The sequence below is a fragment of the Ornithinibacillus sp. 4-3 genome, from assembly GCF_040958695.1.
GTDB lineage: Bacteria > Bacillota > Bacilli > Bacillales > Amphibacillaceae > CALAMD01.
The window spans coordinates 3,385,052-3,408,224 of record NZ_CP162599.1 but is presented as its reverse complement, the minus strand read 5'-3'; the positions used below and the strand labels follow the sequence as shown (position 1 = coordinate 3,408,224).

Here is a 23,173-nt window from a genome sequence, read left to right as displayed (position 1 = left end):
CTCTAAATCTTAGTCTATTTTTATTTATGTTTTGCTATGAAATATTGTAATAGTCCCGAACAAATTGTATAAATGCATTCAAAACCTTTAATTCTCTATGTTCATTTCGAAATAATAAAGATGTAGTCCGTGAAAGGGGTTTTCCATTAGTTTCTAAATCAATTGTTTTTAGTGCATCGCTTTCTTGTAAACAAATACTTGGGAAAATCGAAAAGCCAAGTCCTCTTTTGACTAGTTCCTTGCTTGTTTCCATTCTGTCAACATGCATGGATATTTTAGGTGGGACAGTGAATGTATCCTTCCACCAGTTTTCAAAAGTATTTTTCAGCTGCAAATCTGTTTGATAGCTAATAAAATTTAGATGCGGTAGATCATCTAAAGAGATTTCGTTTTTAGATGCGATACAAATAGATTCATTATCTAAAACAATATTCTCTCCTTGCCAATTATGCTCTCCTCTTACAACGGCAATATGAATATCCTCGCTATGAAACAGCTTTAAATTATCGGAGCTCCATCCAGTAGTTAATTCTATTTCCACATTAGGATACTTCGTTAAAAAACCTTCTAACATGCGCGGTAATTTGTAAAATGCAAAGATATTTGAAACACCTAACTTTATCTTTCCCTGAATCATGCCACTCATGTTCTGTAAGGAATCCTGTATATTATTTAATTCCTTTAACATTACTCGAGAACGCTCAACTAAAAATTCCCCTTCTGGAGTAAATATTACTCCTTTATTACCTCGGATAATGATTTTGATGTTAAATTTCTGTTCAAGTTGAATAATCCGGTAGGTCACGGCAGGCTGAGTCATATACAGCTTTTGTGCGGTTTTTGTGATTGTACCTTCGTTATATAAAGTTAAAAGCAATTCAAAATCTTTCTTATCCATCATATTCACCTATATTTTTTCTAGTATTTAAACCCTCTTTATAAAGAGTAACATATTGTCGGAAAATTGGGTTTAAATCTCTTTTAATATATAAGAAAACATAAAAATTACGCAAATTAATGCTTATTCATAGTTAGCACTTTCTAGCTCCAAGCGCCAAAAACCATGAGATTTCCCGTCACTTCCTACGGTAAAGAAGTCTTACTGATTGGCAAGCCGGCAGGTGCAGACAGAAGAAAAGTCGCACTTCATCGACTAAGTTCGGTCACGTCACGAGCACCAACGTCCGTACTAGCTCGTCGTGTCCGTCGTGCCTTGAGGGTGAAAGTCAACATCGGCTTTGTTTTATAAGGAAGCCCGGCTAAAACCAGGCTAAAGCCTAACGTCGGATACCCCTAAAGGGGCATGTTTCCTTTATCTCGAGGGTAAAGGAAGTTCGACTAACATCGAAGCCCCCCCCAAAAAATGGGCGCAATCTCTACGTTTTTCGACGCATAGGACGTGCTACGACGTACAGGATGTACTATACGGATGTTGTTCTCGTGACTTGGCGTACTTAATCCGTATCCCCTACGCGTTGCTACAGGAAGTTGCGTTCTTAGTCTGTAAGGGCGCGATTTTCGCTTTTTGTTTTATTTTGGATATAAAAGTTCTTTATGTGATTTTATAATATTTTTTAATTTGATTTATTGTCATATCTAAAATTATAATTAAATTTGAAATTGAAAGACAAATCAGGAAACTAAGGAGTGGTGAACAATGAAAATGTCTAAACAAAATAATTTAGACGTTTTATCGAAGGGTGACAGCATTTTTCCAGGTGAAGATTGGGAGTATTATGATTCACCTGAAGAAGCTGGTTATGCTTCAGAAGTTTTTCAAGAAATAAATGACAGATTAGAAGAAATGCCGACTTCTTCATTTATGGTCGTTGTAAAAGGAAAAATCGCTTATTCGTATGGAGATATCTCTGAAGTGAGTTATTGTGCTTCTTCTAGAAAAAGCATCATGTCATTATTGTATGGAAATTATGTAAAAGCAGGTGTAATCAATCTGGATAGTACTTTAGAAGAATTAGGAATTGATGATGTGTCTGGTCTTTTGCCAATTGAAAAACAAGCAAAGGTACGAGACATATTAATTTCAAGCTCTGGGGTTTTCCATCCTCAAGGAAGCCCAGGAGGAGACACTGCTAAGGTTCCAGAAAGAGGATCGAAAAAACCTGGAGAATACTATATGTACAGCAATTGGGATTTTAATGTAGCAGGTACAATTTTTGAGCAACAAACAAATCAAACGGTTTTTGAAGCATTAAATAAGGATTTAGCAATACCATTGGAGTTCCAAGATTATGATCAATCAAGACAAAGAAAGTTAGGTTATGATTCAAATGCAGTTTCAAAGCATCTTGCATATCATATGTTTTTATCTGGAAGAGATATGGCACGTATCGGCTGGTTAGTTGTAAATAAAGGAAAGTGGCATGATAAACAAATTGTTCCAAAAGAGTGGATAGAAGAGAGCGTAAAAATCTCTGTGCACAGTGATGATATGAATGATAGAAGCGGAAACAGGGTTCATTATGGCTATTATTGGTGGTTACCAGAAGAGAAATCACCAGAATGGAAAGGTGCTTTTTTAGCAGCTGGTAATTATGGACAATATATTTTAGGAATTCCAGCACTAGATATGGTTATTGTTCATAGAAGGGCTGTGTCAGATGAGTTTGCAATCAATAGAAATTTAGGGATAGATAAATCAAATCCATCTAAGGTTTATATGGAGACGGTTATTGAGATAGCGGATTCCATCATCAAAGGAAAACGTAATAAGTAGTGATGATATGAATGGAGGTATTTTAATGAAATCAAAAAGAGGTATTTTGTTTCTATTTGTCATGTTAATTACAATTTTTTTAGTGGCCTGTTCCTCGAATGAAAAAGAAACACAAGTGAAATCTAAGAGTTCTCAAGAAGGAAATGAGGAGAATCAAGCAGCTGAAACAGGCGGGCAATTGAATGTAGTATATCCACAACAGCCGCCAACATTAGATACTTATATAAATACAAGTAGGCCCACAACGGATATTGCAAAACATATTTTTGAAACTTTAGTAACAACAGATTCTGATTATCAAGTACAGCCCATGTTGGCAGATTCTTGGGAACAAAGTGATGACGGAAAAATAATTACTTTTACCTTAAGAGAAGGTGTCAAGTTTCATAATGGTAAAGAGCTGAAAGCAGAAGATGTTGTCGCTTCTATGAACGATTGGATTGAGATGTCAGGGCTAGGAAAAGAGTATTTTACTGGTGCATCTTTTTCAGAAATAGATGAGTATACAGTGGAATTAGTAATGCCAGAACCATTATCAACAGCTCTATTAATTTTAGCATATGGTGGTGGTAATTTACCTGCTATTATGCCAAAAGAAATAAGAGAAAGTGCGGATACAGAAGGTGTGAAGGAGTTTATTGGTACAGGTCCATTTAAGTTTGAAGAATGGAGACAAGACCAGCATTTACATTTTACCAAATTTGATGACTACTCCCCTAGAAGTGAGGAAGCTGATGGTTTAGCCGGAAAAAAAGAAGCATTAGTTGATGATCTATATTTCTTATTTATTGCAGATTCTATGACAGCAACAGCAGGGTTAACAACTGGAGAATATGATGTGTTTTATGGCATTCCAACTGAAAATGTAGAAGTTGTGGAGAAAGCAGGTAATGTGGAAACAGCTGTATATCCTTCAGGTATTCTCAATGTAGTATTCAATAAAAGACAAGGTTTATTTACTGATCAAAAAGCAAGAGAGGCAGCTTTAATAGGAATTGATAAAGAAGCGATAATGACAGCATCTTATTCGTCACCAGAGTTTTATGATTTAAATCATAACGTGATGCCAACATATCAACAAGGTATGTGGTTCAGTGAAAGTGGTAAAGAACTATATGAAAGTTTTGATACAGAACGAGCAAAACAGTTATTAGGTGAAACAAATTATAATGGTGAAGAAATTATCATCATTGCTTCAAGAGATAGTGATAGTTCATATAATGGTGCAGTTGTATTACAGCATGAATTAAAAGAACTAGGCTTAAATGCAACCCTACAAGTATACGATTGGGCTACCTTAAATGAAGTACGGGAAGATGAAAATAGTTACGATATTTTATTTTTAACAAATACGGATAAACCAGACCCTACAGCTCATGTGTTTTTACGTAAAGATTGGCCAGGTTGGACCGATGATTCTAAATACGATGAAATTGTGGATGAATTTAGAGGGGTACCATCCTTGGAAGAAGCGAGAGCATTATATGAAGATTTTCAAACATGGTTCTATGAGTATATTCCAATTATCAAAGTAGGGGACGTGAATAGTATTTATGCTAATCGTACTGCGATTAAAAATGTTCAATATGCGGATGGAATTATTTTATGGAATGTGAGTAAAGAGGATTAAAATAATATAAAGTCATAAGTATGGTGATGTTGATGGGAAAATCTTGTATGGTGAAAATTGTTTATCAGCGTGGGGGAACTAGTAAAGGGGCATACATTCTGGATAATGAATTGCCAAAAGATAAGCTAAAAAGAGATAAAGTTATTTTGTCTATCTATGGAAGTCCTGACATTCGTCAGATAGATGGTATTGGTGGGGCAGATTCTTTATCAAGTAAAGTGGCTTTGATTAAACGTTCAACAAGAATAGATGCTGATATAGAATACACATTTGGACAGGTAAGTATTGATAAACCGTTTATAGATTATAACAGTAATTGTGGGAATATTTTGGCAGGAGTAGGACCATTTGCGGTAGATGAAGGGCTTGTTCCAGCAGTCGAACCTATTACTAAAGTAAGGATTTATAATACAAATACGAAAAAAATAATTGTGGCAGAGGTTCCGGTAGAAAATGGGAAATTCAAAAGTGAAGGAGACTTTTCTATTGCTGGCGTTCCTGGTACTGGAGCAAAAATAGTTTTAAATTTTAAAGATACAGCTGGTTCTAAAACAGGAAAATTATTACCTACTGAAAATGTAACAGACTGGATTGAATTAAAAAATGGAAAAAATCTCGAAGTCTCTATAGTAGACGCTACTACACCAGCTATTTTTGTAAGAGCTTCTGATCTTGGATTAACAGGGAAAGAATTACCAGATCAAGTTAACTCAAATGTTGAGTTGCTAGAGCTATTAGAAGAAATAAGAGGAATTGTAGGCGAGAAAATTGGGCTTATTGAAAATAAGGAAGAAATAACAGAAAAAAGCCCAGCAATTCCGAAGATAGTTTTCCTAGCAACATCAAGTAATTATGTTGATGTAAACGGGGAGGAGATAATGTCAGAGGAGATTAGTTTTATTGCAAGAACGATGTCTATGCAAAAGATGCATAAAGCTTTTGCAGTAACTGGTGGTATCTGCACGTCAGCAGCAGCAATAATTCCAGGAACCATAGTAAATCAATTAGCGAATAGTAAAACAATTACAGGAAATGTGAGGATTGGACATCCCTCTGGAACAATGGAATTTAATGTGAAGATGGAAAATAAAGAGGGAGAGTTTCATCTTGAGAATGTGTCTATAGCTAGAACAGCTAGAAGAATAATGGAAGGGTTTGTTCATGTGCCAAGCTCTTTAATGTAAAGCGAATTTGAATTGATATGATTTTCTATGTTTTTTAGCATGTGAAGCACCACAGTCCTATTTATAAAGATTGGGATACATAAAGCCTATTTATGAATCCCAATCTTTAAACTATTATGAATGATGGACTATACGCTCAGAGCAACACTACATGCACTGCCTCAGAGCGGGAATTTGCTTTAGGAACAAAACGAAATCCAGTAAATACACCTGCAATTTCTCCATTTTCGAAGCGGAGGAATTTGAATTTTGCCCCATCTGTAGTAACGAAGGTATCTTCTGCAACAGGCTCAATAAAAGCTTGACTATTACGAGCTGTTAACTGAAGTTGTTCTCCTTGTAAGGTAACTTCAATATTTCTGCCTTCAGCAGATAAATACTGGCCAGTATATGTTTCTAGTTCTGTTCTACTTAAAGGATCGATTTCCTTTTTTGTTGGTGCATCCGGCAATTCAGCAATTACATTCAGTGCAGTAAGGGCTAAGCCTTCTGCAGAGAACTCTCCAATATTCGTTAATACAGCAAAGGTCAAGCCTAATTCTTCTGCAACCATCACATAAGCTGATCCTCCTTTGATGACACCTGGATGACCAACTAATGAAATCCCTTTATATGTACTCAGTTTTAAGCCATAGCCGTATTTTTCACCTGTAGGTACATCTATTTGTGGAGTGATCATTTGTTTGAGCACATCAGCTGAAATAATTTTTTCACCATTTACAGTTCCGTTTTGTCGATATAACTCTAAGTATTTAATAAGATCAATAACCGTAGTTTTTAAGGAACCATTTGTATAAATCTTACCGACATTCCACCAAACCGGTGAATGGAAGGATTTAAAACCTTCTTTATATCCATAAATTTCTGTAATTCGTTCGTAATTATTTAAGTCTTGTACTAGAAATGTAGAGTGTGTCATTTTTAATGGATCAAAAATATGTTTTTGAACAAATTCTGGAAAGCTTTGCTTACTTGCCCGTTCGATAATTTCCTGCAATAATGCAAAACCTTCATTGGAATAATTATATGTGGTTCCTGGTTTCCCAAGTAAACGATAATTAAATTCAACAGACATAATTTCCATTAATTCTTCAACGGTCTGAATAGGTGCACCATGGATATCATAGGAAAGGCGATTAGCCATATGTTCTCCATCTGGATCATTTTGAATGCTTTCAGCTCTTGCACGATTAACTGCACCTAATCCTGGAAAACCTCCACTATTAGATAAAAGGTGACGAATTTTTAATTCATTTTCATATTTCCCACCAGGTAATTTCAATTCCGGAAGCCAATCAATCACTAAATCCTCTGGTGAAAGTTTTCTTTGATCAGCTAGAATCATAATTGATAAAGTGGAAAAAGACTTTGTCACAGATGCTGCTGGGAATATCGTATCTTCTGTGACAGGTAATTGTTTATCTACATCACGAAAGCCATAATTATTTTTATAAATTGGCACACCATCTTTTGCGACCATGATGGCCATACCAGGGACATCTTTCTGTTTGCATTTTGAGGCAAGTGCTTCATCTAATTTATTGATTAATTGCTCGTTCATTAGTTGATTCCTCCTTGAAAAAATTTTTACAAAAATAAGTGCAAATAGGGCTCAGATAGAATCTCATCTGAACCCAGTTCGCTTTATTTTTCATTACTTACATTCCATAAAACAGGACCATCTAAATCTTGTAAGTTTTTAACTGTTGTACGGCTTGGTAATAAGCCTTTTCCATCTGCAACTTTTGCAACTGGAACGTAATCGTAGAACCAAGCATGTAATTCATCATTGAATTCTTTTGCATCATCAACAGAAGGTGCACCCCAGAATTTTTCTAAAATGTTATCAAGTTCAGGGCTATCAGTCCAACCAGCAAAGCTCTTTGTCATATACACCGGAGAGGTAGGATCTGGCTTGTCTGTATTAGATAAAAATAGAATTTCGAATGCAGTTTCATCTTCTCGACGATCTACTAAAGTTGGCCAATCATATATTTCTAGTTCAACTTCCATACCAAGATCTATTAATTGTTGTTGCAGAGTAACAGAACCATTATACATATCAGAATAATCACGAGTTGTAATGATGCGAATAGTTTCTCCGTTATATCCGGATTCCTCTAAAAGCTGTTTAGCTGCCTCAGTGTCTTTCTGATTATATTTATCCTTTCCAACGTCTGTTCCCCATAATCCTAGCTGATAATAGGAAAGAATGTTATGATTTAGCTCATAAAAATGATCGGAAGTATAAGCTGCTTGCGCGATAGCTTCCATATCTACACCATAGAGAACTGCTTGACGAGCTTTTTCATCTGTAAATAGTCCATTTTTCTTGTTAAAGTAAATTGCTAATGGACCACTAGAATGTAATAGAACATTGATATCTTCATTTGCTTCTAATTGAGCAATACTATCACGAGAAGCTCCTTGAACAATATCATATTCACCAGTTTCAAGCCCGGCAATAGATGTCATTGGGTCAGCAACAAATACAAAATATAGTTTTTCTACTAAAGCCTCACGTCTCCCCGCAAGACCATCTGGCTCCTCTTCACGCGGACTATATTCTTCATAGCGTTCTAATAAAATATGTTGATCTTGTTTCCATTCAACAAACTTAAATGGACCTGTACCAATATGTTCTTTAATGCCTTCCTCATCAGCTGCTTCAACTATTTCTTTCGGCATAATACCAGGAATACTTCCACCACCATAAGCTAGTAATGGTAGGGCAATGGATAAAGGTTTCTCTAATTCCATGACAACTGTATATTCATCTATTTCCTTAAATTCTGCATTTGTAAAACTGTTTTTTCCAGGGCCAGATTTCTCTATCCAAGCATTCATAGAGGCTACAACATCTTCAGCCACCATTTCTTCTCCATTATGGAATAATACACCTTCTCTTAGATGAAAGGTATATGTTAAACCATCATCACTTTGCTCCCAAGAATCTGCTAGCATTGGTTGTACTTGGTATTCTGAGTCTGTAGTTACAAGCGTTTCGAACATTTGACGAGCTACATCATTGGATGCACGTGAAGTAGTGATATATGTATCCAATGTTGGTGGTTGTGCACCATATGTAATTTTAAGTTCTCCTTCACCAGATGTGCTTTCTTGTTCTGCTTGATTATCATTGGAAGTATTCTCATTTTCGTTATCATTGGAGTCTGCTGAATCATCACTATTACTACAAGCAGCTATAATGAATAGAGTTGTCATCAATACGATGAATAATGGTAAAAGCTTTTTTAAATTCATTCTCTTTCCTCCTACTTTTACAGTACATGTATTTTTTTATTTAGAAAATGTGTAAAGCTTATATTCATATTCATTTGGTGGTCCAATCGCAATCCATAGCTTTCCTTTTGCTGGTTCTGCAATTACGGAGGCAAAAGTGATTACGTCACTGATTTTTTCTCCAGGTGCCTGATGTAGTTCATCACCAGGGATCTGACAAATACAATTCGGATAATTCTCACGATCTCGCAAGATTTCTTGCATTTTTTCGCTGCTTAGCTTCCCATAGTTTTCTTCTAAAAGAGAAGTCATCCGTTGTAGACGTAAATGAGAGTTCTTTAAGCTTGCTCCCTTAGAACGTTCATCCCCTAATAATGCCTCACTAATAAAGTGATTGGAGTGGGCTAAAATACCATGCTGTGGTTCAACGCGTCCAATTTTATTTGGTGTAACTTCTAAATCAATCAGGTTATCCTCTTTATCTGCTAAAATTAAATTTCGTGAGGAGCCACGATAGGTATTAGAAATAATAGCTTCCGCTTCCTTTACAGATTCAGCATTGAGCACAGTACGAGAGAACATATAACGTGGAAAGCCTTCACGCCAGTCATCACAGGTGATGTAGTTAGCAAAAACTCCCATCCCTCTATCATTAATACCAATATAGGAGATTTGCCCAGCTGGTGTAAGCATAAGATGGGCAGGTCCTTCATCTGGTACAAATTCGATAACTACTCCAATTTCCTTATAAAAAGCAGGTAAATCTGCATTTTGTCCAATGATTGGTGAGCCATCTAATGTTCCTTTTGAATCTACTGCGAATGTAGTACATTCATTAAGATTTGCGAAGTGTGTGTTTAATTCAGCGCGTACTTGTAATAAATAAGCTTCCCCAATAGAAATATCAGCTCCTTCAGCCATTCCTTCAATTTCCTCGGCTAGAAAAGGAGCGTATTTTTCAATATACGGTTTATACGTTAAAGCTAGTGTAGCAATGTCTTCGATAGAAGTGTCGAAGTTCTTTTTTAATCGATTGAGTACTAATTCCAAGTGTCGATCAATTAAGGCTTTACATGCTTTCCCATATTGCTGCCCAATTTCTTTATGTGTACCACTAAAACGATAAAACGGGAAAGAATCTGTCGACTTTTCTATAGATGTTGTCATCTGTTGCCCTCCTAATGTAATTCATTTCTTTTGCTAATTACTAATTTTCTGTAATTTCATTATAAGATTAGAAGCAAAATAAGAAAAATAGATGTTTTCTATTATTCGTAATAATCTTTTTTTATTGCGGTATCGTTGATTCCCTCACCTTTAAAAAAGTTATGCCTAATCATAACAAAAAAATCACATAATAAATATAGATTTTATGCTTTAAATTATTGTTTGCTTTCAAATATATTTGCATGAAACAAGATAGGGATTATCCAGACTAACAGCACTGCAATAGTAGTAGCTACCATATCATAAATATCAAACTCAGTAGTTCCTCCAAGTAGATAAGGGTTTAAAATTTCAAGCATAAATCCAATTGAAAGAACTAGAACACAAATACCGGTGTAAACTTTTTTAGTAAAGGGGAATTTGATAATGGATTTTTTACTAAAGATAGGTGCAAAAAATTGCTTGAAGCATGCAATAGCAAGCCATGCTCCACAAAAATTTGGTGCAGTCCATATGATGAGGGAAGTCGGACTCAATGATGAAGTATCAAATGTATCTGCTTTTCTTACATATAGAACAACACCCCAGAATATCAATCCAATAATTCCCATCCATTCTATACTGCTAACTTGACGTTTCATAATATATCACCTCTACATCTACTACTGCTTATAGTAGTCTTTAACATATTCAATAAAGGCATGAAAAACATTCAATTCCTTCAATTCTTTACGATAAAGAAGCCACGTATCACGAATTAGAGGAATTCCATTTTTGGTTAGATCAGTAGTATATAATTGATCGGATTCTTCGATGCAAATTTTAGGAAAGAAACCATAACCTAATCCCTTCTTCACAAGACCCTTACATGTCATCATTCCATCTACTTGCATAAAGCTATGTGGAGGCATTGAATAATTATCCTTCCACCAGTCGTTAAACATCGTAAGAATTTGACTATCTGTTTTATAGGTTATTAAATTCATATTTGGCAATTCATCTAGCTGAATAGGGTGTCGTGATGCAATGCAGATGGTTTCTTGATCCAATAAAATTTTATCACCTTGCCATTGATGTTCCCCTCTAGAAATGGCAATATGGATATCTTCATTCTGTATCAATCTTAATATTTCGGTGCTCCAAGCTGTTGTTAATTTTATACTTACATTAGGGTATTTTGCGACAAAACCCTCTAGTAATGATGGGAGTTTATACAAAGCAAAAATATCAGAAACACCAATTTGTAAGATTCCCTGAATATTATTATTTAAATTTTCGAGTGTATTTTGTACTTTGATAAGCTCTTTTTGCATTTTCTTTGCATACTGAACCAAATATTCACCACTAGTTGTAAATAAGGTTCCTTTATTACTGCGGAGAATGATTTTGCAGTTAAATCGCTCTTCTAGTTGTTGAATTCGATAGGTTAATGCTGGCTGAGACATATACATTTTCCGTGCCGCTTTAGTGATGGTTCCTTCTTCATGCAATGTAATTAGGATTTGCCAGTCTTTTTCACTCATGATCACCTCTCCTTCCTATAAAAAGTTGTTCAAGGTAAGCGAAAGGATTTTGATTTGAAAAGGCTATCCTTATTGTTGTGAAATAAATCGACAACATGGATAGCCTTACTTTATCGTTCCTTATTGCTTAAATCTCAATGACAGACAGCTTAAGCCACCATCTTGTTTTTGAAATTCACTCATTTCTAATTCGATTACTTGATAACCAGCTTCAGTAATTTTCTTCTTCGTGTTGTCAAAACCTTTAGGGATAATGACATAATCATTAACGTGGATGCAGTTAGCTGCATACATTTCATCATCTTCTACAACGATTTTATTAAAATCCTTAAATACTTCATGATCAATAAATTCGCCAGCAACAACGAGATCGCCGTTATTTAAATAAGAAAGACCTGTTTTAAGATGGAAAAATTCCTCCAAAGATACAATAGTAGCAACATAATCATGCTTTTCTAAAATTTCCTTTAGCTGTTTTGCGCCTTCTTCATTTGTACGATCGGAAATTCCAATATAAAAATGGTCGTTAATCTGTAATACGTCTCCACCTTCTAATGTGCCTGGTGAATGAATATGTTCTAATGTATCAAAGCGTTTGCTTAATTCTTTTTCCATAGCGATGATTTCATCTCTTCTGCTTGCTGCGCCAGGGTTTGTAATTACTGCACATTTTTCACTAATAACAGCAGTGTCTTCTACAAAAGTAGAATCGGGAAATGCTTCATCAGCAGGTAAGATTGTCACATCAACACCGCATTTTTCCAATGCTTTTATGTAATGGTCGTGTTGGACTAGTGCTTGTTCATAATCTGGCTTTCCTAGATCAGAGGTTGTTAGTCCTTCCACATAGCTTTTACTCGGTTTTTTTACAATTACATGTGTAAACTTCATCGTTCATTCCTCCATTATCAATTGATGCTACTGCTTTCATTTATTGTACCAGTTTTCTACTGTTTATAAAGAAAATATTAAGGAAGCGACATATATTTTATTTTTTACGGGATATTCAGCTCAATTAGACTATATTAATCTTGAAAATCAGCAAATTTTCCAAGGTCATTTAAATAATGATAACAAGCATCTAACGAATCCTTTGCTTCGTGAATGTCATCAGAGAGAATTTCGTAGATGCCAAAAGTATTTAAGGTAATTGTAAAGTTTCCTAATTGAATCGGTTTTTCTTCTGTAACTTTACTTAGAGCAATGTAAAGCGGATCATTTTGTTTAGGAAAATAATCATAAAAACTTACTTGTTTCATAAATTGCCTTCTTTCTATTTACATGAAATCAGAGTTAAATGGATGTTGCTTTTAATCTAAGGTTAACTCTTCGTTGATATTTATCCACGACGCGGGATAATATCGAAGCTAATACTTGCTGGAAGAGCATGCCGAACACAACAGGCATTGCAACTTTAGGTGGGAAAAAGGAAGTAGCAATAACAACTCCCACTGCAATATTTCGCATTCCACCAACAAAAACAAAGGTTATAACGATTGTTGGGTCACGCCATAAAAGATGTCCAAGTAGTAATGCAATAAAATAACCTGAGATGGAGATAAATAATACTAAAGCGATTACTCCTACTAGTTCCCAAGTGATTTTTTCTATGTATGGTGCAACAGCGCTACTATTGATCATCACGACAGCAAAAATACCAAGCTTTGAGAAAGGAGCTAGCTTTGGGGCAAGTGTTGCTTGGATTTTTCCTTTTGAATATTCATTTAAAAGTACCCCTAAAATGGAGGGAAGTACAATCATCCATAATAGGTTTAAGAAAAGGGAGGTTGTATCTAACGCAATATTTGTACCAGCAGCGACCTTTAACAGTACAGGTAAAATAAAAGGTGCAATTAAAGTATCAATTAATACGATGGACAAACATAGGGGTAGATTACCTCGACAAATACTCACCCAAATAACACTTGTAATTCCAGTAGGTATCGCTACAGAAATAATGAAGCCAATTGTTAATAAATGGTCATTAAAGATATTACTTGCTAAAAAATAAGCCCATAATGGCATCAAAATATGTAAAAATGCAATGAAAAATAAGATTGTTTTCGGATACGTTGAAAAGCTTTTTGCATCTTTAGCACTCATACCTAAGCTACTAGAAAAGGTCATGAATGCAAAAATCCATGGAATTAGAAACAAAAGTTGATTGCCTATATCTTGTAATAACACCCCAATAACAAGGCTAAGAGGAGTTAAAATAGGCATAAGCATTTGTAGTTTTCGGTTCAGTTGATTTAGCACAGCTCATTCCTTCTTCCAAATCATGATTGTATTGTATCATATGCAAACCAGTCTCGAAATCAATCTGTTGACTCATATAATTTAATGAGAAAAATAGAAATGACTGGTTGAAAATTGAGTTGTTTCTGTAATTAGGTGCTTAGCAAAAGAAGGAAGACAAAAGTGTTTACGGTTCCTATTTGGTAACATCAAATAAAATCTGCGTGAGAAGGAGAAGTAAAATAATTCATTATAATTATCATTCTCACGCAGATTGAATTTTCACTTTTATCGTCTTTTCGCTTTTGCATTTAATCTTTGGCGTTTACGTTCAAAATAACGATCTGTCATGCGGTAGATGATATAACTTACGATTATAAATCCAGCCATTTCTCCAATAGATGCGGAAATTGCGCCATTTACCCCATTCCATTGTGGGAAGAGACGGATAAAGATGAATAAGCAGATCATCACGACAATTAGATTACCAATTTGAGCAAACAGCATCTTGCCTGTTTGACGTTTCAGCATTAGAAAACCATTTAAAAAGTCTACCCAAGGAAATACTAATGTCTTAATAATGAAAAATTGCAATACCAATAATGTTTCGCGCGATAACACCTCGTCAGCACCCATGACATTGGTCATAAATCCCATTCCAACAGGCGTATAGCATAAAATAACTAATAATAATGTTGGAATAATACTAATAAAAATAACGAAAATAATTATTTTTCTTCTATGATCATTATAAAACTGTAGTACAAGCTGATGTGTATACATAAAGAAGCTCAAAATTAAGTTAACAATACTAAATGCAAGGGCAAATGAAGCAATGCTCATCTCAATATGTTCTGATTTTGCCAGAAACACATAAATTAATGGAACCAGTAATGACTGCATTACGAAATAAGATAATAATGGGAAATAAAAACGTGATATCTCCGCCTTTTGTAGAGGACGGTCCTCTGGATTTGGCACGGCGAGTTTTTTTCGTAGGATAGCTTCTGCTTTGTATACACTAAATACTGCTTCAATGAACATTCCAATTAGGAAAATAAGTGAGCCTGTAGCGCCTGTAATCCAGCCTATTTGAACAAAAATATACGCAGCTAAAAACATCCCTATAAGTCGAGCAATTACCCCGTAGGATACCCAATTTGTAGCTAGTTGATTAATAAGAATACCTTGATAAATACCACGTAATCCAGAGAAAAATACGACCCAAGTAATGACACGAAAGGCGATATTGATTTCATTAACCATATCAGGTGTTGCATTAAATATATTAATGTAAATCCATGATCCAACAGGGGTGTATCCTAATATGGTACAACCGGCCAATGCAACGACTATCACATAAATAAAGAAGATGCTGACTAATTTAAAGTCTCTATGGTTTTTTACTAAAGCAGATGTAACCTGTCTGAATACAAGCATGGGACGTTCAACAATCCCAAAGACACCCATTGCTACGGCATAACATGCAATAATAAAGGCCGCATTCTCCCCACGACTCAATGTTCCATTAATAATCACGTGAGTAATAGATGTTAAACTAGCTGAAACCCCCAGCGGAATAAAAAAAGCACTAAGTTTTTTATACGTAAGCTCTGGCAATCGCACGATGAACAACCTCGATTCTCTTTTTGTTTTTAGAGAATGTTCAAAAAGTCGAACAAAAATGACAAGTTGAAGTCATCACAACACGCACAAGTCGTTGACGTCATTTTCCGATACTAACGTATTTAGGAGTATAGAAGGACATCTGAGGAAGTCCGTTCGTAAAAATGATGTCATCTTGAAATTTCGACGCACACGATGTACTAGTGTGGATGTTGCTCGCGTGATGTGGCGTACTTAATCCGTATTCCCCTAGTGTTGCACTCGTGACGTTTGCGAACTTAACCGATGATGGTCCTTTTTTGTCGATCTTTTTGAACAAGCATTTTTAGATGTAGAAGTAACTTACTTTAAATATAAAAGTCGTACAATATGCATATTTTGTGTGTAGATTAATAGGAAACTCATTTTACAGAAAACATGTTTCATAGACTTTATTTAAATCGAACAGTCCTCAAAACAACTCCTTCACAATAAAAATCGGAATATTTTGTTTTATCCGTGTAAAATATTTCACCGAACGAAATGTTTATAATTTATATTATAGAAGATGTTCACAAAAAAGTCACATTTCGTTCGTAATTGGAAGCGCTTTATATCAAGGGTTATGATGGGTAAATGTTGATGTGATAAGGAAAATATTTTTTTTGATTTTAATTCAGCAAATAAAATATGTTAGATGCAGAAATATATTTCAATTGTAAAATCTTTGTAAAGGGTGATTTTAAAATGATGTAAGTTAGAAGCGCTGAAAGCTTAGAAAAACTAAGGCTACCTTGACTTTTAAGAGTGATAATTATATAATTTCAGAATTAAAGCAATGCTTTTGGAAATTCAAATAATACTATAAGTTAACAGTTTCATGTACACTTAATAAAAACAATTAAATTTATGAAACCGATTACAGTCGAATCAAAAACGGTTATTCCGAGAAATATGTTAACCATTTAGGAGGAAAGAGAAGGTATGAGTCAGACAATTGAACCACAAACTTTTGAAAAGTATCCGCAACGACCTCACGGTGGTAAGTTGGTGAATGGTGTATTAACAGGAGCAGAGAGAGAAGCGGCTCTTGAAAAGGCAAAAGACTTGCCGATGATCATGATTGACCTCGAAGCAGTTATTACTATTGAAATGATTACAACAGGAGTTCTATCTCCAAATGAAGGATTTATGGATGAAGAAGATTATAAATCAGTACTTACAAAAGGTCGTTTGAAAAATGGTGTAGTGTGGCCAGTTCCGCTAAGCTTCGCACCAATTGGAGAGCGTAATAAAGATGTAATTGCCTCTATTTCCGTTGGAGATGAGGTTGTTTTAGCAAATGAGAAGAAAGAACCTATCGCAATTTTAGAAATCAGTGATAAGTTTGAATATGATAAAGAGTTTCGTGCAGAACATTTATTTGGTACAACAGATCGAAATCACCCAGGTGTAGATTCGATTTTCCGTCGAATGGGTGATGTTGCTATCGCAGGCCCATTAAAGCTGTTAAACCGCGCAGACTGGGGACCATTTGAAAAATTACGTTTAGAGCCAAAGGATACGTGGAATCAGTTTTATGAAGAGAAGAAATTTAAATCTGTTGGTGGTTTTATTACAGGAGCAAATCCACTTCATCGTGGACATGAATATATCCATCGTAATGCGCTTGAGGAATTAGATGGTCTTCTTATTCAACCATTAGTAGAAATGGCAAAAAGAGAATATACAAGACATGAATTCCGTATGCTTTCTTATCGTAGTGTACTAGATACATATTATCCGAAAGAAAGAGCGATTCTTTCGCCACTACGAGTAACCTATATTTTTGCTGGTCCACGTGAAGCAGTATTGCATGCTTTAATCATGAAAAACTATGGTTGTACACATGCATTAATTGGACGAGACCATGCAGGTATTGGTGATTATTATGATAAATATGCAAGTCATTCTATTTTTGATGAATACTCTGCAGAGGAGCTAGGAATAGAGATTCGTCTATTCCATGAAGTGTTCTATTGTACAAGATGTAATAGTCTTGCTACAGAGCAAACTTGCCCACATGATGAACGTTATCGTATTAATATATCTGGAACTGGTATTCGTGAGCTATTACGTCACGGAATTCTACCACCAAAAGAAATCGTTCGTCCAGAATCTGCAAGAATTGCGATGCAAGGAGTTCAACCTAAGGGTGTTGATGTAGATAATGAAGCGATTTCACCAGTTGGAAAAACAATTAAGAGTATTTTCCCTTATTATCTGTCAGCAACAAGACTTGGTGGAGCAAAGCGTACAGAAGCATTAAAACACGAAGAATTGACTATTCAGGATTTACATCGCGCTGTGCTTGACGCACGTGAAAATGCTGATCGCATATATCGTGAGGTTTATGAAGAATTCAGCAATGTAACAGATATCAACCGTGATATTCAGCCTGAATGGAAAGCGGAAGCGCGCGAATTAATTCGTAAGCAACAAGAAATGGTTATTTCAGATCTTGAAGAGAAGGTTAGTCAAGCTCCTGAATCTGCTTCTGATGAATTTATGTATCAAGATAAAGAAGAGTCTGAACGCGAGCTTGAAGTTGCGAAACGTATTTTAGAGGACATTCCGTCTCCATTACGCTCAGATGATTTGAAATATCGTGTGTGGAATACATTGCCATATAAACGTTATCGTGGAAGCGATGAATAAGGATAAGTGTGACTAAACTTTGTAGACATTATGGCAAAATCAAAACATATTCATTTGATTCCTGTGAAAGCTAAATGTTTGATTGAATTTAAGGTAGAAGTATAGGAGAATAATAGTTAGATAAAAAGATGAAATGTACGAATATATTATGGAGGTGGCTGAGATGCTCGTAAAAAATGATTATGTAAGTAAAAGCAAGGTTGTTTATGTAAAAGAAAATGATAATTTACAGGATGTGAAGAAAACATTTTCAGTTTCAGGGTATCGTTGTATACCTGTTTTAGATGAAGCAGGGGAAAAATATATCGGTAACCTATACAAAGTTAATTTACTAAGATATGAAAGCGATAATTCATTAGATGCACCTCTAAATAAAGTACTTATTTCTGACCGAGAAATTGATAACGCCGTAAAGGAAGATGACCCGTTTTTCAAAGTGTTTTCTACAATACGCCAACTACCTTATCTCGCAGTAGTAGATGATAAAGGGCATTTTCAAGGAATTCTAACAAATGGAAATGTAATTCAAGTATTAGAAAATGCTTGGGGTGTTCATAATGGTAGCTATTCATTAACGGTAGGTACAGTAGAATATCAAGGTGTCTTACAACATATGCTACAAATTATTAATGAATATTGTAGTGTTCAAAGTGTTATTACATTGAATAATGATACACAATTTGTTAGAAGAATCTGTATTGTTTTACCTGAAGGCGTGGATGAAAAAACAAAAGATAAAATTATTGCTGATCTTGAAGAAAATAAGTTCACCGTTACAGATGTTGAAAAATTAAACTAAATAAACATAATCGCTGCTCTTTGTTATAGAGCAGCGTTTTTTTATGAATTAAAAGTATATTTTTAACATAAACGAATATTTTTATAATTTAATAAAGATAAACTCGAAAGAAAAGAAATGAATAGAATATTTTTGCCTAAAATCGAAAGTTTAACATCTATTTTATTAGAAAAATCAGTTTTATAATTAGAATAGTTAGATTATTTAGGAGGAGTGGAAGATATGTCTCAATCAAATAAAGTGGAACAATACCGTGGTTCCAAACTAAACACAAAAGGGTGGATTCAGGAAGCGGCACTTCGCATGTTAAATAATAATTTACATCCAGATGTAGCAGAGAATCCAGATGAACTAGTAGTATATGGTGGTATTGGTAAAGCGGCAAGAAACTGGGAATGCTATGATACGATTGTAAAATCATTAAAAGAATTAGAAGATGATGAAACATTACTCGTGCAATCAGGTAAGCCTGTTGCTATTTTCCGTTCGCATAAAGATGCACCAAAAGTATTGATTGCAAATTCAAACCTTGTACCAAGCTGGGCAAATTGGGATCATTTCCATGAGCTAGATAAAAAAGGCTTAATGATGTATGGGCAAATGACCGCAGGAAGCTGGATTTACATTGGCTCACAAGGAATTGTACAAGGAACATACGAAAGCTTCGCTGAATTAGCTAACCAGCACTATAATGGATCATTGCAAGGAACAATTACAGTTACAGCAGGCCTAGGCGGTATGGGTGGAGCACAACCACTTGCAGTTACCATGGCTGGTGGAGTATGTATTGCGATTGAAGTAGATGAAAAGCGTATTGATCGCCGTATTGAAACACGTTATTGTGATGTGAAAACAGATTCATTAGAGGAAGCAATTCGTATAGCAGAAGAAGCGAAGAAGGAAGGAAAAGCACTTTCCATTGGTTTATTAGGAAATGCTGCAGATATTTTACCAGAGATGATTTCGATTGGTTTTATTCCTGAAGTACTAACAGACCAAACTTCAGCACATGATCCATTAAATGGATACATACCTTCAAAAATGTCATTAGAAGAAGCAGCAGCATTGCGCGAAAATGACCCAGAAGCCTATGTCAAGCTTTCAAAAGCATCGATGGCACAGCATGTTCGTGCAATGCTTGAATTACAAAAACTTGGTGCAGTAACCTTCGACTATGGAAATAACATTCGCCAAGTAGCAAAAGATGAAGGCGTAGAAAATGCGTTTGATTTTCCGGGATTTGTTCCAGCTTATATTCGTCCACAATTTTGTGAAGGAAAAGGACCATTCAGATGGGTGGCTCTATCTGGCGATCCAGAAGATATTTATAAATTAGATGAAGTGATTTTAAAAGAATTTAGTTATAACAAGCATTTATGTAATTGGATTCGTATGGCAAAAGAAAAAATTGAATTCCAAGGCTTACCATCAAGAATTTGTTGGTTTGGTTATGGAGAGAGAGCACGCTTTGGAAAAATCATTAATGATATGGTAGCTAGTGGTGAAATATCTGCACCAATCGTAATTGGCCGTGACCATTTAGATTCTGGTTCTGTAGCATCACCAAACCGTGAAACAGAAGCAATGAAAGATGGTAGTGATGCGGTAGCAGATTGGCCAATTTTAAATGCGCTAATTAATAGTGTTGGTGGAGCAAGCTGGGTCAGTGTACACCATGGTGGCGGTGTAGGTATGGGTTATTCTATTCATGCAGGAATGGTAATTGTTGCAGATGGTACGAAGGATGCGGAAGCAAGGCTTGAGCGTGTATTAACAACAGATCCAGGAATGGGTATTGTCCGTCATGTAGATGCTGGATATGAGAAAGCAAAAGAAACAGCACGTGAAAAAGGCGTTAAAATTCCAATGTTAGATGAATAATTGATATATAGTAAAGATAGAAAGGTAGGGGAACTTACTTTTCTATCTTTACCGCAAATTAGTTTCATAAAGGAGATAGAGCAATGGCTTCATACATGTTAATTTCAAACGCAAACGAGCTCATTACGATGGCAGGACATAGTGATGTTCCTGCAAAGCAAGAGAAAATGTCAGAAATTGGTGTCATAAAAAATGGAAGTGCTTGGCTAGAAGACGGAAAAATCATTGCGGTTGGCAAAGATGAGGAGATTCGTAAGCAATTTCATGATAAATTAGCAGAGGCTGAGATTATTGATGCAACTGGGAAAATCGTAACTCCAGGATTAGTTGATCCACATACACATCTAGTTCATGCAGGAACAAGAGAAAATGAATATGCAATGAGACTCCAAGGAAAAACATATATGGAAATTATGAATGCTGGTGGAGGTATCCACGCAACAACACGTGCGACACAAGCAGCAACACATGAAGAACTGTATGAACAAGCGAAAAAACGACTTGATCAATTTGCTCGTCATGGTGTAACAACAGTGGAAGCAAAAAGCGGTTATGGGTTAACACTAGAGGATGAAATAAAGCAATTAGAGGTTGCAAAAAAACTGGACGAGGATCATGTGCTTGATATCGTTTCTACTTTTATGGGGGCACATGCAGTTCCGCTTGATTTGAAGGAAGATCCAGATCAATTTGTTGATCGAGTGATTAATGAAATGTTACCAGTTGTTGCGGAAAGAAAACTAGCTATCTTTAATGATGTTTTCTGTGAAAGAGGAGTATTTACCCCGGAACAATCTCGAAAAATTCTAGAGGCTGGTAAGAAATATGGGTTAATTCCAAAGATCCATGCAGATGAAATTGAGCCTTATGAAGGTGCAGAGCTAGCTGCAGAGGTTGGGGCAATTTCAGCAGATCATTTACTAAAAGCATCAGACAAAGGGATCGAGAAAATGGCAGAGGCAGGAGTCATTGGAGTTCTACTTCCTGGTACAGCATTTTTCTTAATGGCCGAATATGCACGTGCACGAAAAATGATTGACGCAGGAGTGGCTGTTGCTTTGTCAACAGATGCAAACCCAGGTTCATCACCTACTATTTCATCACCATTTATTATGAACTTAGGTTGTCTAAACATGGGAATGACACCAGAAGAAGTTATTACTGCAACAACAATTAATGCAGCGCATGCGATTGGAAAAGCAAAAGAAATTGGTAGCTTAGAAGCTGGTAAAAAAGCTGATGTTACGATTTGGAATGTACCAAATTACTTAACACTTTCTTATCAATATGGAATGAACCATGTAGATACAGTTGTAAAAGCAGGTAGGAAAATTATTGTAGGGGGAGTATTACAATGAGTAACTACCCCTACCCATTACTTGAGCGAGCAGATATGATTTGGTCGAAGAAAACAAATCAAACAGAGGATATTAAAGTAAGTGACTGGATTGACACGGTTGGAGAAGAAGAGCCGGATTGGTCAGTATATGATGTTACCATTTTAGGAATTCCTTTATCTAAATCGTCGATTAGCGCATCCACAGCAAGCGAAAATCCCGAAATGATGCGTCAAGCTTGGAAATATTTTGGAACTTATAATTTAGATGAGGATTTGGATTTAACACAATTGAAAGTAATTGATGTTGGAAATGTGAGACAGCATATCACAAATATTTTAGAAACACATGAAAATATTAAACAAGCAATGATTGCAATGCGAAAAACACATTCCCATTCGATTCCACTTGTTTTAGGTGGAGATCATTCCATTACAGCAATGCTTGTAAAAGGCTGGAAGGAAGTACATTCGGAAGAGACAATAGGAATATTACAGCTTGATTCACACTTTGATTTACGTGATACAAGTGAAATGGGCCCTGCAAACGGCACGCCAATACGCCAATTAATTGAAGCAGGAATAGTCAAGGGTGAGCATGTTCATAATATTGGACTTCACGGTTTCTTCAATGCAAAAGCTTTAAAAGTATATGCAGATCAAGAAAAAGTGAATTATATGACGATGAAACAAGCACGGAAAAAAGGAATCACCAATGTTATTCATGATGCTTTAAATAAATTAGAAGCACAGGTAGACACTATCTACTTAACGGTAGATATGGATGTATTAGATATTATTCATGGACCAGCTACCCCTGCAGCTGCACCAGGTGGAATGTATTCAGAAGAGTTATTTGAAGCAGTTCAAATCGCAGGAACACACCCAAAAGTAAAAGCAATGGATATCGTCTGTCTGGATCCACGTAAGGATATAGGGCAAATTACGGTAAAAAATGCAGTACATACGATGCTATCGTTTTTGGTGGGTGTTTGTCAGAGGTAGGGGAAAATTTAAAAAGAGAAGGGAGGGATGTATTCAAATTGTTATTATTAAGGTAAGGAGCTTTATTATTAGAAAAATGCGCCTTAAATTTTCAGAATAAATATTCCTGAGGGAAAATTCACTATCATCCC

Annotated in this window: 18 protein-coding genes; 8 read left to right on the top strand and 10 right to left on the bottom strand. The window is 35.6% G+C overall.

All coding sequences use genetic code 11. The annotated features are described in order from the left end of the window. Positions 1-34: 34 nt before the first annotated feature. A complete protein-coding gene (locus tag AB4Y30_RS16400) occupies positions 35-898 on the bottom strand; it encodes a LysR family transcriptional regulator (RefSeq protein WP_368653254.1) in 864 nt (287 codons plus the stop codon). 759 nt (positions 899-1,657) lie between these two features. On the opposite strand from AB4Y30_RS16400, the gene AB4Y30_RS16395 reads away from it, so the two are divergent. From AB4Y30_RS16395 to AB4Y30_RS16385, 3 genes are read left to right on the top strand one after another with little or no spacing between them, the layout of a single operon-like run. Continuing rightward, positions 1,658-2,734 carry a serine hydrolase domain-containing protein gene (locus AB4Y30_RS16395; protein WP_368653253.1) on the top strand — a complete coding sequence of 359 codons (1,077 nt, stop codon included), beginning with the start codon at positions 1,658-1,660 and terminating at the stop codon, positions 2,732-2,734. 25 nt (positions 2,735-2,759) lie between these two features. Then, the gene (locus AB4Y30_RS16390; protein WP_368653252.1) at positions 2,760-4,364 is read left to right on the top strand and encodes an ABC transporter substrate-binding protein; all 1,605 of its coding nucleotides are present in this window, start codon (positions 2,760-2,762) and stop codon (positions 4,362-4,364) included. Positions 4,365-4,411: 47 nt separating this feature from the next. After that, positions 4,412-5,548: a 2-methylaconitate cis-trans isomerase PrpF family protein gene (locus AB4Y30_RS16385; protein ID WP_368653251.1), complete on the top strand. Its 1,137-nt coding sequence runs from the start codon at positions 4,412-4,414 to the stop codon at positions 5,546-5,548. 136 nt (positions 5,549-5,684) lie between these two features. Here AB4Y30_RS16385 and AB4Y30_RS16380 read toward each other — a convergent pair whose 3' ends face one another. From AB4Y30_RS16380 to AB4Y30_RS16340, 9 genes are all read right to left on the bottom strand, one after another. Next, positions 5,685-7,109 carry a serine hydrolase gene (locus AB4Y30_RS16380; protein ID WP_368653250.1) on the bottom strand — a complete coding sequence of 475 codons (1,425 nt, stop codon included), beginning with the start codon at positions 7,107-7,109 and terminating at the stop codon, positions 5,685-5,687. Between the two features lie 83 nt (positions 7,110-7,192). Continuing rightward, positions 7,193-8,812, bottom strand: coding sequence for an ABC transporter substrate-binding protein (locus AB4Y30_RS16375; protein WP_368653249.1), 1,620 nt, complete (start codon positions 8,810-8,812; stop codon positions 7,193-7,195). A 36-nt stretch (positions 8,813-8,848) separates the two neighbouring features. Then, a complete protein-coding gene (locus AB4Y30_RS16370) occupies positions 8,849-9,958 on the bottom strand; it encodes a C45 family autoproteolytic acyltransferase/hydolase (protein ID WP_368653248.1) in 1,110 nt (369 codons plus the stop codon). A 215-nt stretch (positions 9,959-10,173) separates the two neighbouring features. Beyond that, the gene (locus AB4Y30_RS16365) at positions 10,174-10,599 is read right to left on the bottom strand and encodes a hypothetical protein (RefSeq protein ID WP_368653247.1); all 426 of its coding nucleotides are present in this window, start codon (positions 10,597-10,599) and stop codon (positions 10,174-10,176) included. A gap of 21 nt (positions 10,600-10,620) precedes the next feature. Then, on the bottom strand, positions 10,621-11,481 hold the full coding sequence (locus tag AB4Y30_RS16360; RefSeq protein ID WP_368653246.1) for a LysR family transcriptional regulator: 861 nt from the start codon (positions 11,479-11,481) through the stop codon (positions 10,621-10,623). A 120-nt stretch (positions 11,482-11,601) separates the two neighbouring features. After that, positions 11,602-12,372, bottom strand: coding sequence for a dimethylarginine dimethylaminohydrolase family protein (locus AB4Y30_RS16355; protein WP_368653245.1), 771 nt, complete (start codon positions 12,370-12,372; stop codon positions 11,602-11,604). A gap of 134 nt (positions 12,373-12,506) precedes the next feature. Then, positions 12,507-12,740: a hypothetical protein gene (locus AB4Y30_RS16350; RefSeq protein ID WP_368653244.1), complete on the bottom strand. Its 234-nt coding sequence runs from the start codon at positions 12,738-12,740 to the stop codon at positions 12,507-12,509. 34 nt (positions 12,741-12,774) lie between these two features. Next, positions 12,775-13,740 (bottom strand): bile acid:sodium symporter family protein, encoded by a 966-nt coding sequence (locus AB4Y30_RS16345; protein ID WP_368653243.1) that lies wholly within the window; start codon positions 13,738-13,740, stop codon positions 12,775-12,777. Between the two features lie 267 nt (positions 13,741-14,007). After that, positions 14,008-15,354, bottom strand: a complete 1,347-nt coding sequence (locus tag AB4Y30_RS16340; protein WP_368653242.1) for a multi antimicrobial extrusion protein MatE — start codon at positions 15,352-15,354, stop codon at positions 14,008-14,010. A 954-nt stretch (positions 15,355-16,308) separates the two neighbouring features. Between AB4Y30_RS16340 and AB4Y30_RS16335 the strand changes: the two genes are divergently transcribed. From AB4Y30_RS16335 to AB4Y30_RS16315, 5 genes are all read left to right on the top strand, one after another. Next, positions 16,309-18,021, top strand: a complete 1,713-nt coding sequence (locus tag AB4Y30_RS16335) for a sulfate adenylyltransferase (RefSeq protein ID WP_368653241.1) — start codon at positions 16,309-16,311, stop codon at positions 18,019-18,021. A gap of 163 nt (positions 18,022-18,184) precedes the next feature. Beyond that, complete coding sequence (gene cbpA / locus AB4Y30_RS16330; RefSeq protein WP_368653240.1) at positions 18,185-18,820, top strand: cyclic di-AMP binding protein CbpA; 636 nt, start codon at positions 18,185-18,187, stop codon at positions 18,818-18,820. A 222-nt stretch (positions 18,821-19,042) separates the two neighbouring features. After that, complete coding sequence (gene hutU / locus AB4Y30_RS16325; protein ID WP_368653239.1) at positions 19,043-20,701, top strand: urocanate hydratase; 1,659 nt, start codon at positions 19,043-19,045, stop codon at positions 20,699-20,701. A gap of 83 nt (positions 20,702-20,784) precedes the next feature. After that, positions 20,785-22,059: an imidazolonepropionase gene (gene hutI / locus AB4Y30_RS16320; protein WP_368653238.1), complete on the top strand. Its 1,275-nt coding sequence runs from the start codon at positions 20,785-20,787 to the stop codon at positions 22,057-22,059. Continuing rightward, positions 22,056-23,042 (top strand): agmatinase family protein, encoded by a 987-nt coding sequence (locus AB4Y30_RS16315; protein WP_368653237.1) that lies wholly within the window; start codon positions 22,056-22,058, stop codon positions 23,040-23,042. The genes hutI and AB4Y30_RS16315 overlap by 4 nt, the downstream gene beginning before the upstream one ends. Positions 23,043-23,173 lie beyond the last annotated feature (131 nt).

What these genes read in the sequence shown, in the direction of transcription:
- AB4Y30_RS16400 (WP_368653254.1), bottom strand. Translation starts at nt 898, where the DNA reads ATGGATAAGAAAGATTTTGAATTGCTTTTAACTTTATATAACGAAGGT.
- AB4Y30_RS16395 (WP_368653253.1), top strand. Translation starts at nt 1,658, where the DNA reads ATGAAAATGTCTAAACAAAATAATTTAGACGTTTTATCGAAGGGTGAC.
- AB4Y30_RS16390 (WP_368653252.1), top strand. Translation starts at nt 2,760, where the DNA reads ATGAAATCAAAAAGAGGTATTTTGTTTCTATTTGTCATGTTAATTACA.
- AB4Y30_RS16385 (WP_368653251.1), top strand. Translation starts at nt 4,412, where the DNA reads ATGGTGAAAATTGTTTATCAGCGTGGGGGAACTAGTAAAGGGGCATAC.
- AB4Y30_RS16380 (WP_368653250.1), bottom strand. Translation starts at nt 7,109, where the DNA reads ATGAACGAGCAATTAATCAATAAATTAGATGAAGCACTTGCCTCAAAA.
- AB4Y30_RS16375 (WP_368653249.1), bottom strand. Translation starts at nt 8,812, where the DNA reads ATGAATTTAAAAAAGCTTTTACCATTATTCATCGTATTGATGACAACT.
- AB4Y30_RS16370 (WP_368653248.1), bottom strand. Translation starts at nt 9,958, where the DNA reads ATGACAACATCTATAGAAAAGTCGACAGATTCTTTCCCGTTTTATCGT.
- AB4Y30_RS16365 (WP_368653247.1), bottom strand. Translation starts at nt 10,599, where the DNA reads ATGAAACGTCAAGTTAGCAGTATAGAATGGATGGGAATTATTGGATTG.
- AB4Y30_RS16360 (WP_368653246.1), bottom strand. Translation starts at nt 11,481, where the DNA reads ATGAGTGAAAAAGACTGGCAAATCCTAATTACATTGCATGAAGAAGGA.
- AB4Y30_RS16355 (WP_368653245.1), bottom strand. Translation starts at nt 12,372, where the DNA reads ATGAAGTTTACACATGTAATTGTAAAAAAACCGAGTAAAAGCTATGTG.
- AB4Y30_RS16350 (WP_368653244.1), bottom strand. Translation starts at nt 12,740, where the DNA reads ATGAAACAAGTAAGTTTTTATGATTATTTTCCTAAACAAAATGATCCG.
- AB4Y30_RS16335 (WP_368653241.1), top strand. Translation starts at nt 16,309, where the DNA reads ATGAGTCAGACAATTGAACCACAAACTTTTGAAAAGTATCCGCAACGA.
- cbpA (WP_368653240.1), top strand. Translation starts at nt 18,185, where the DNA reads ATGCTCGTAAAAAATGATTATGTAAGTAAAAGCAAGGTTGTTTATGTA.
- hutU (WP_368653239.1), top strand. Translation starts at nt 19,043, where the DNA reads ATGTCTCAATCAAATAAAGTGGAACAATACCGTGGTTCCAAACTAAAC.
- hutI (WP_368653238.1), top strand. Translation starts at nt 20,785, where the DNA reads ATGGCTTCATACATGTTAATTTCAAACGCAAACGAGCTCATTACGATG.
- AB4Y30_RS16315 (WP_368653237.1), top strand. Translation starts at nt 22,056, where the DNA reads ATGAGTAACTACCCCTACCCATTACTTGAGCGAGCAGATATGATTTGG.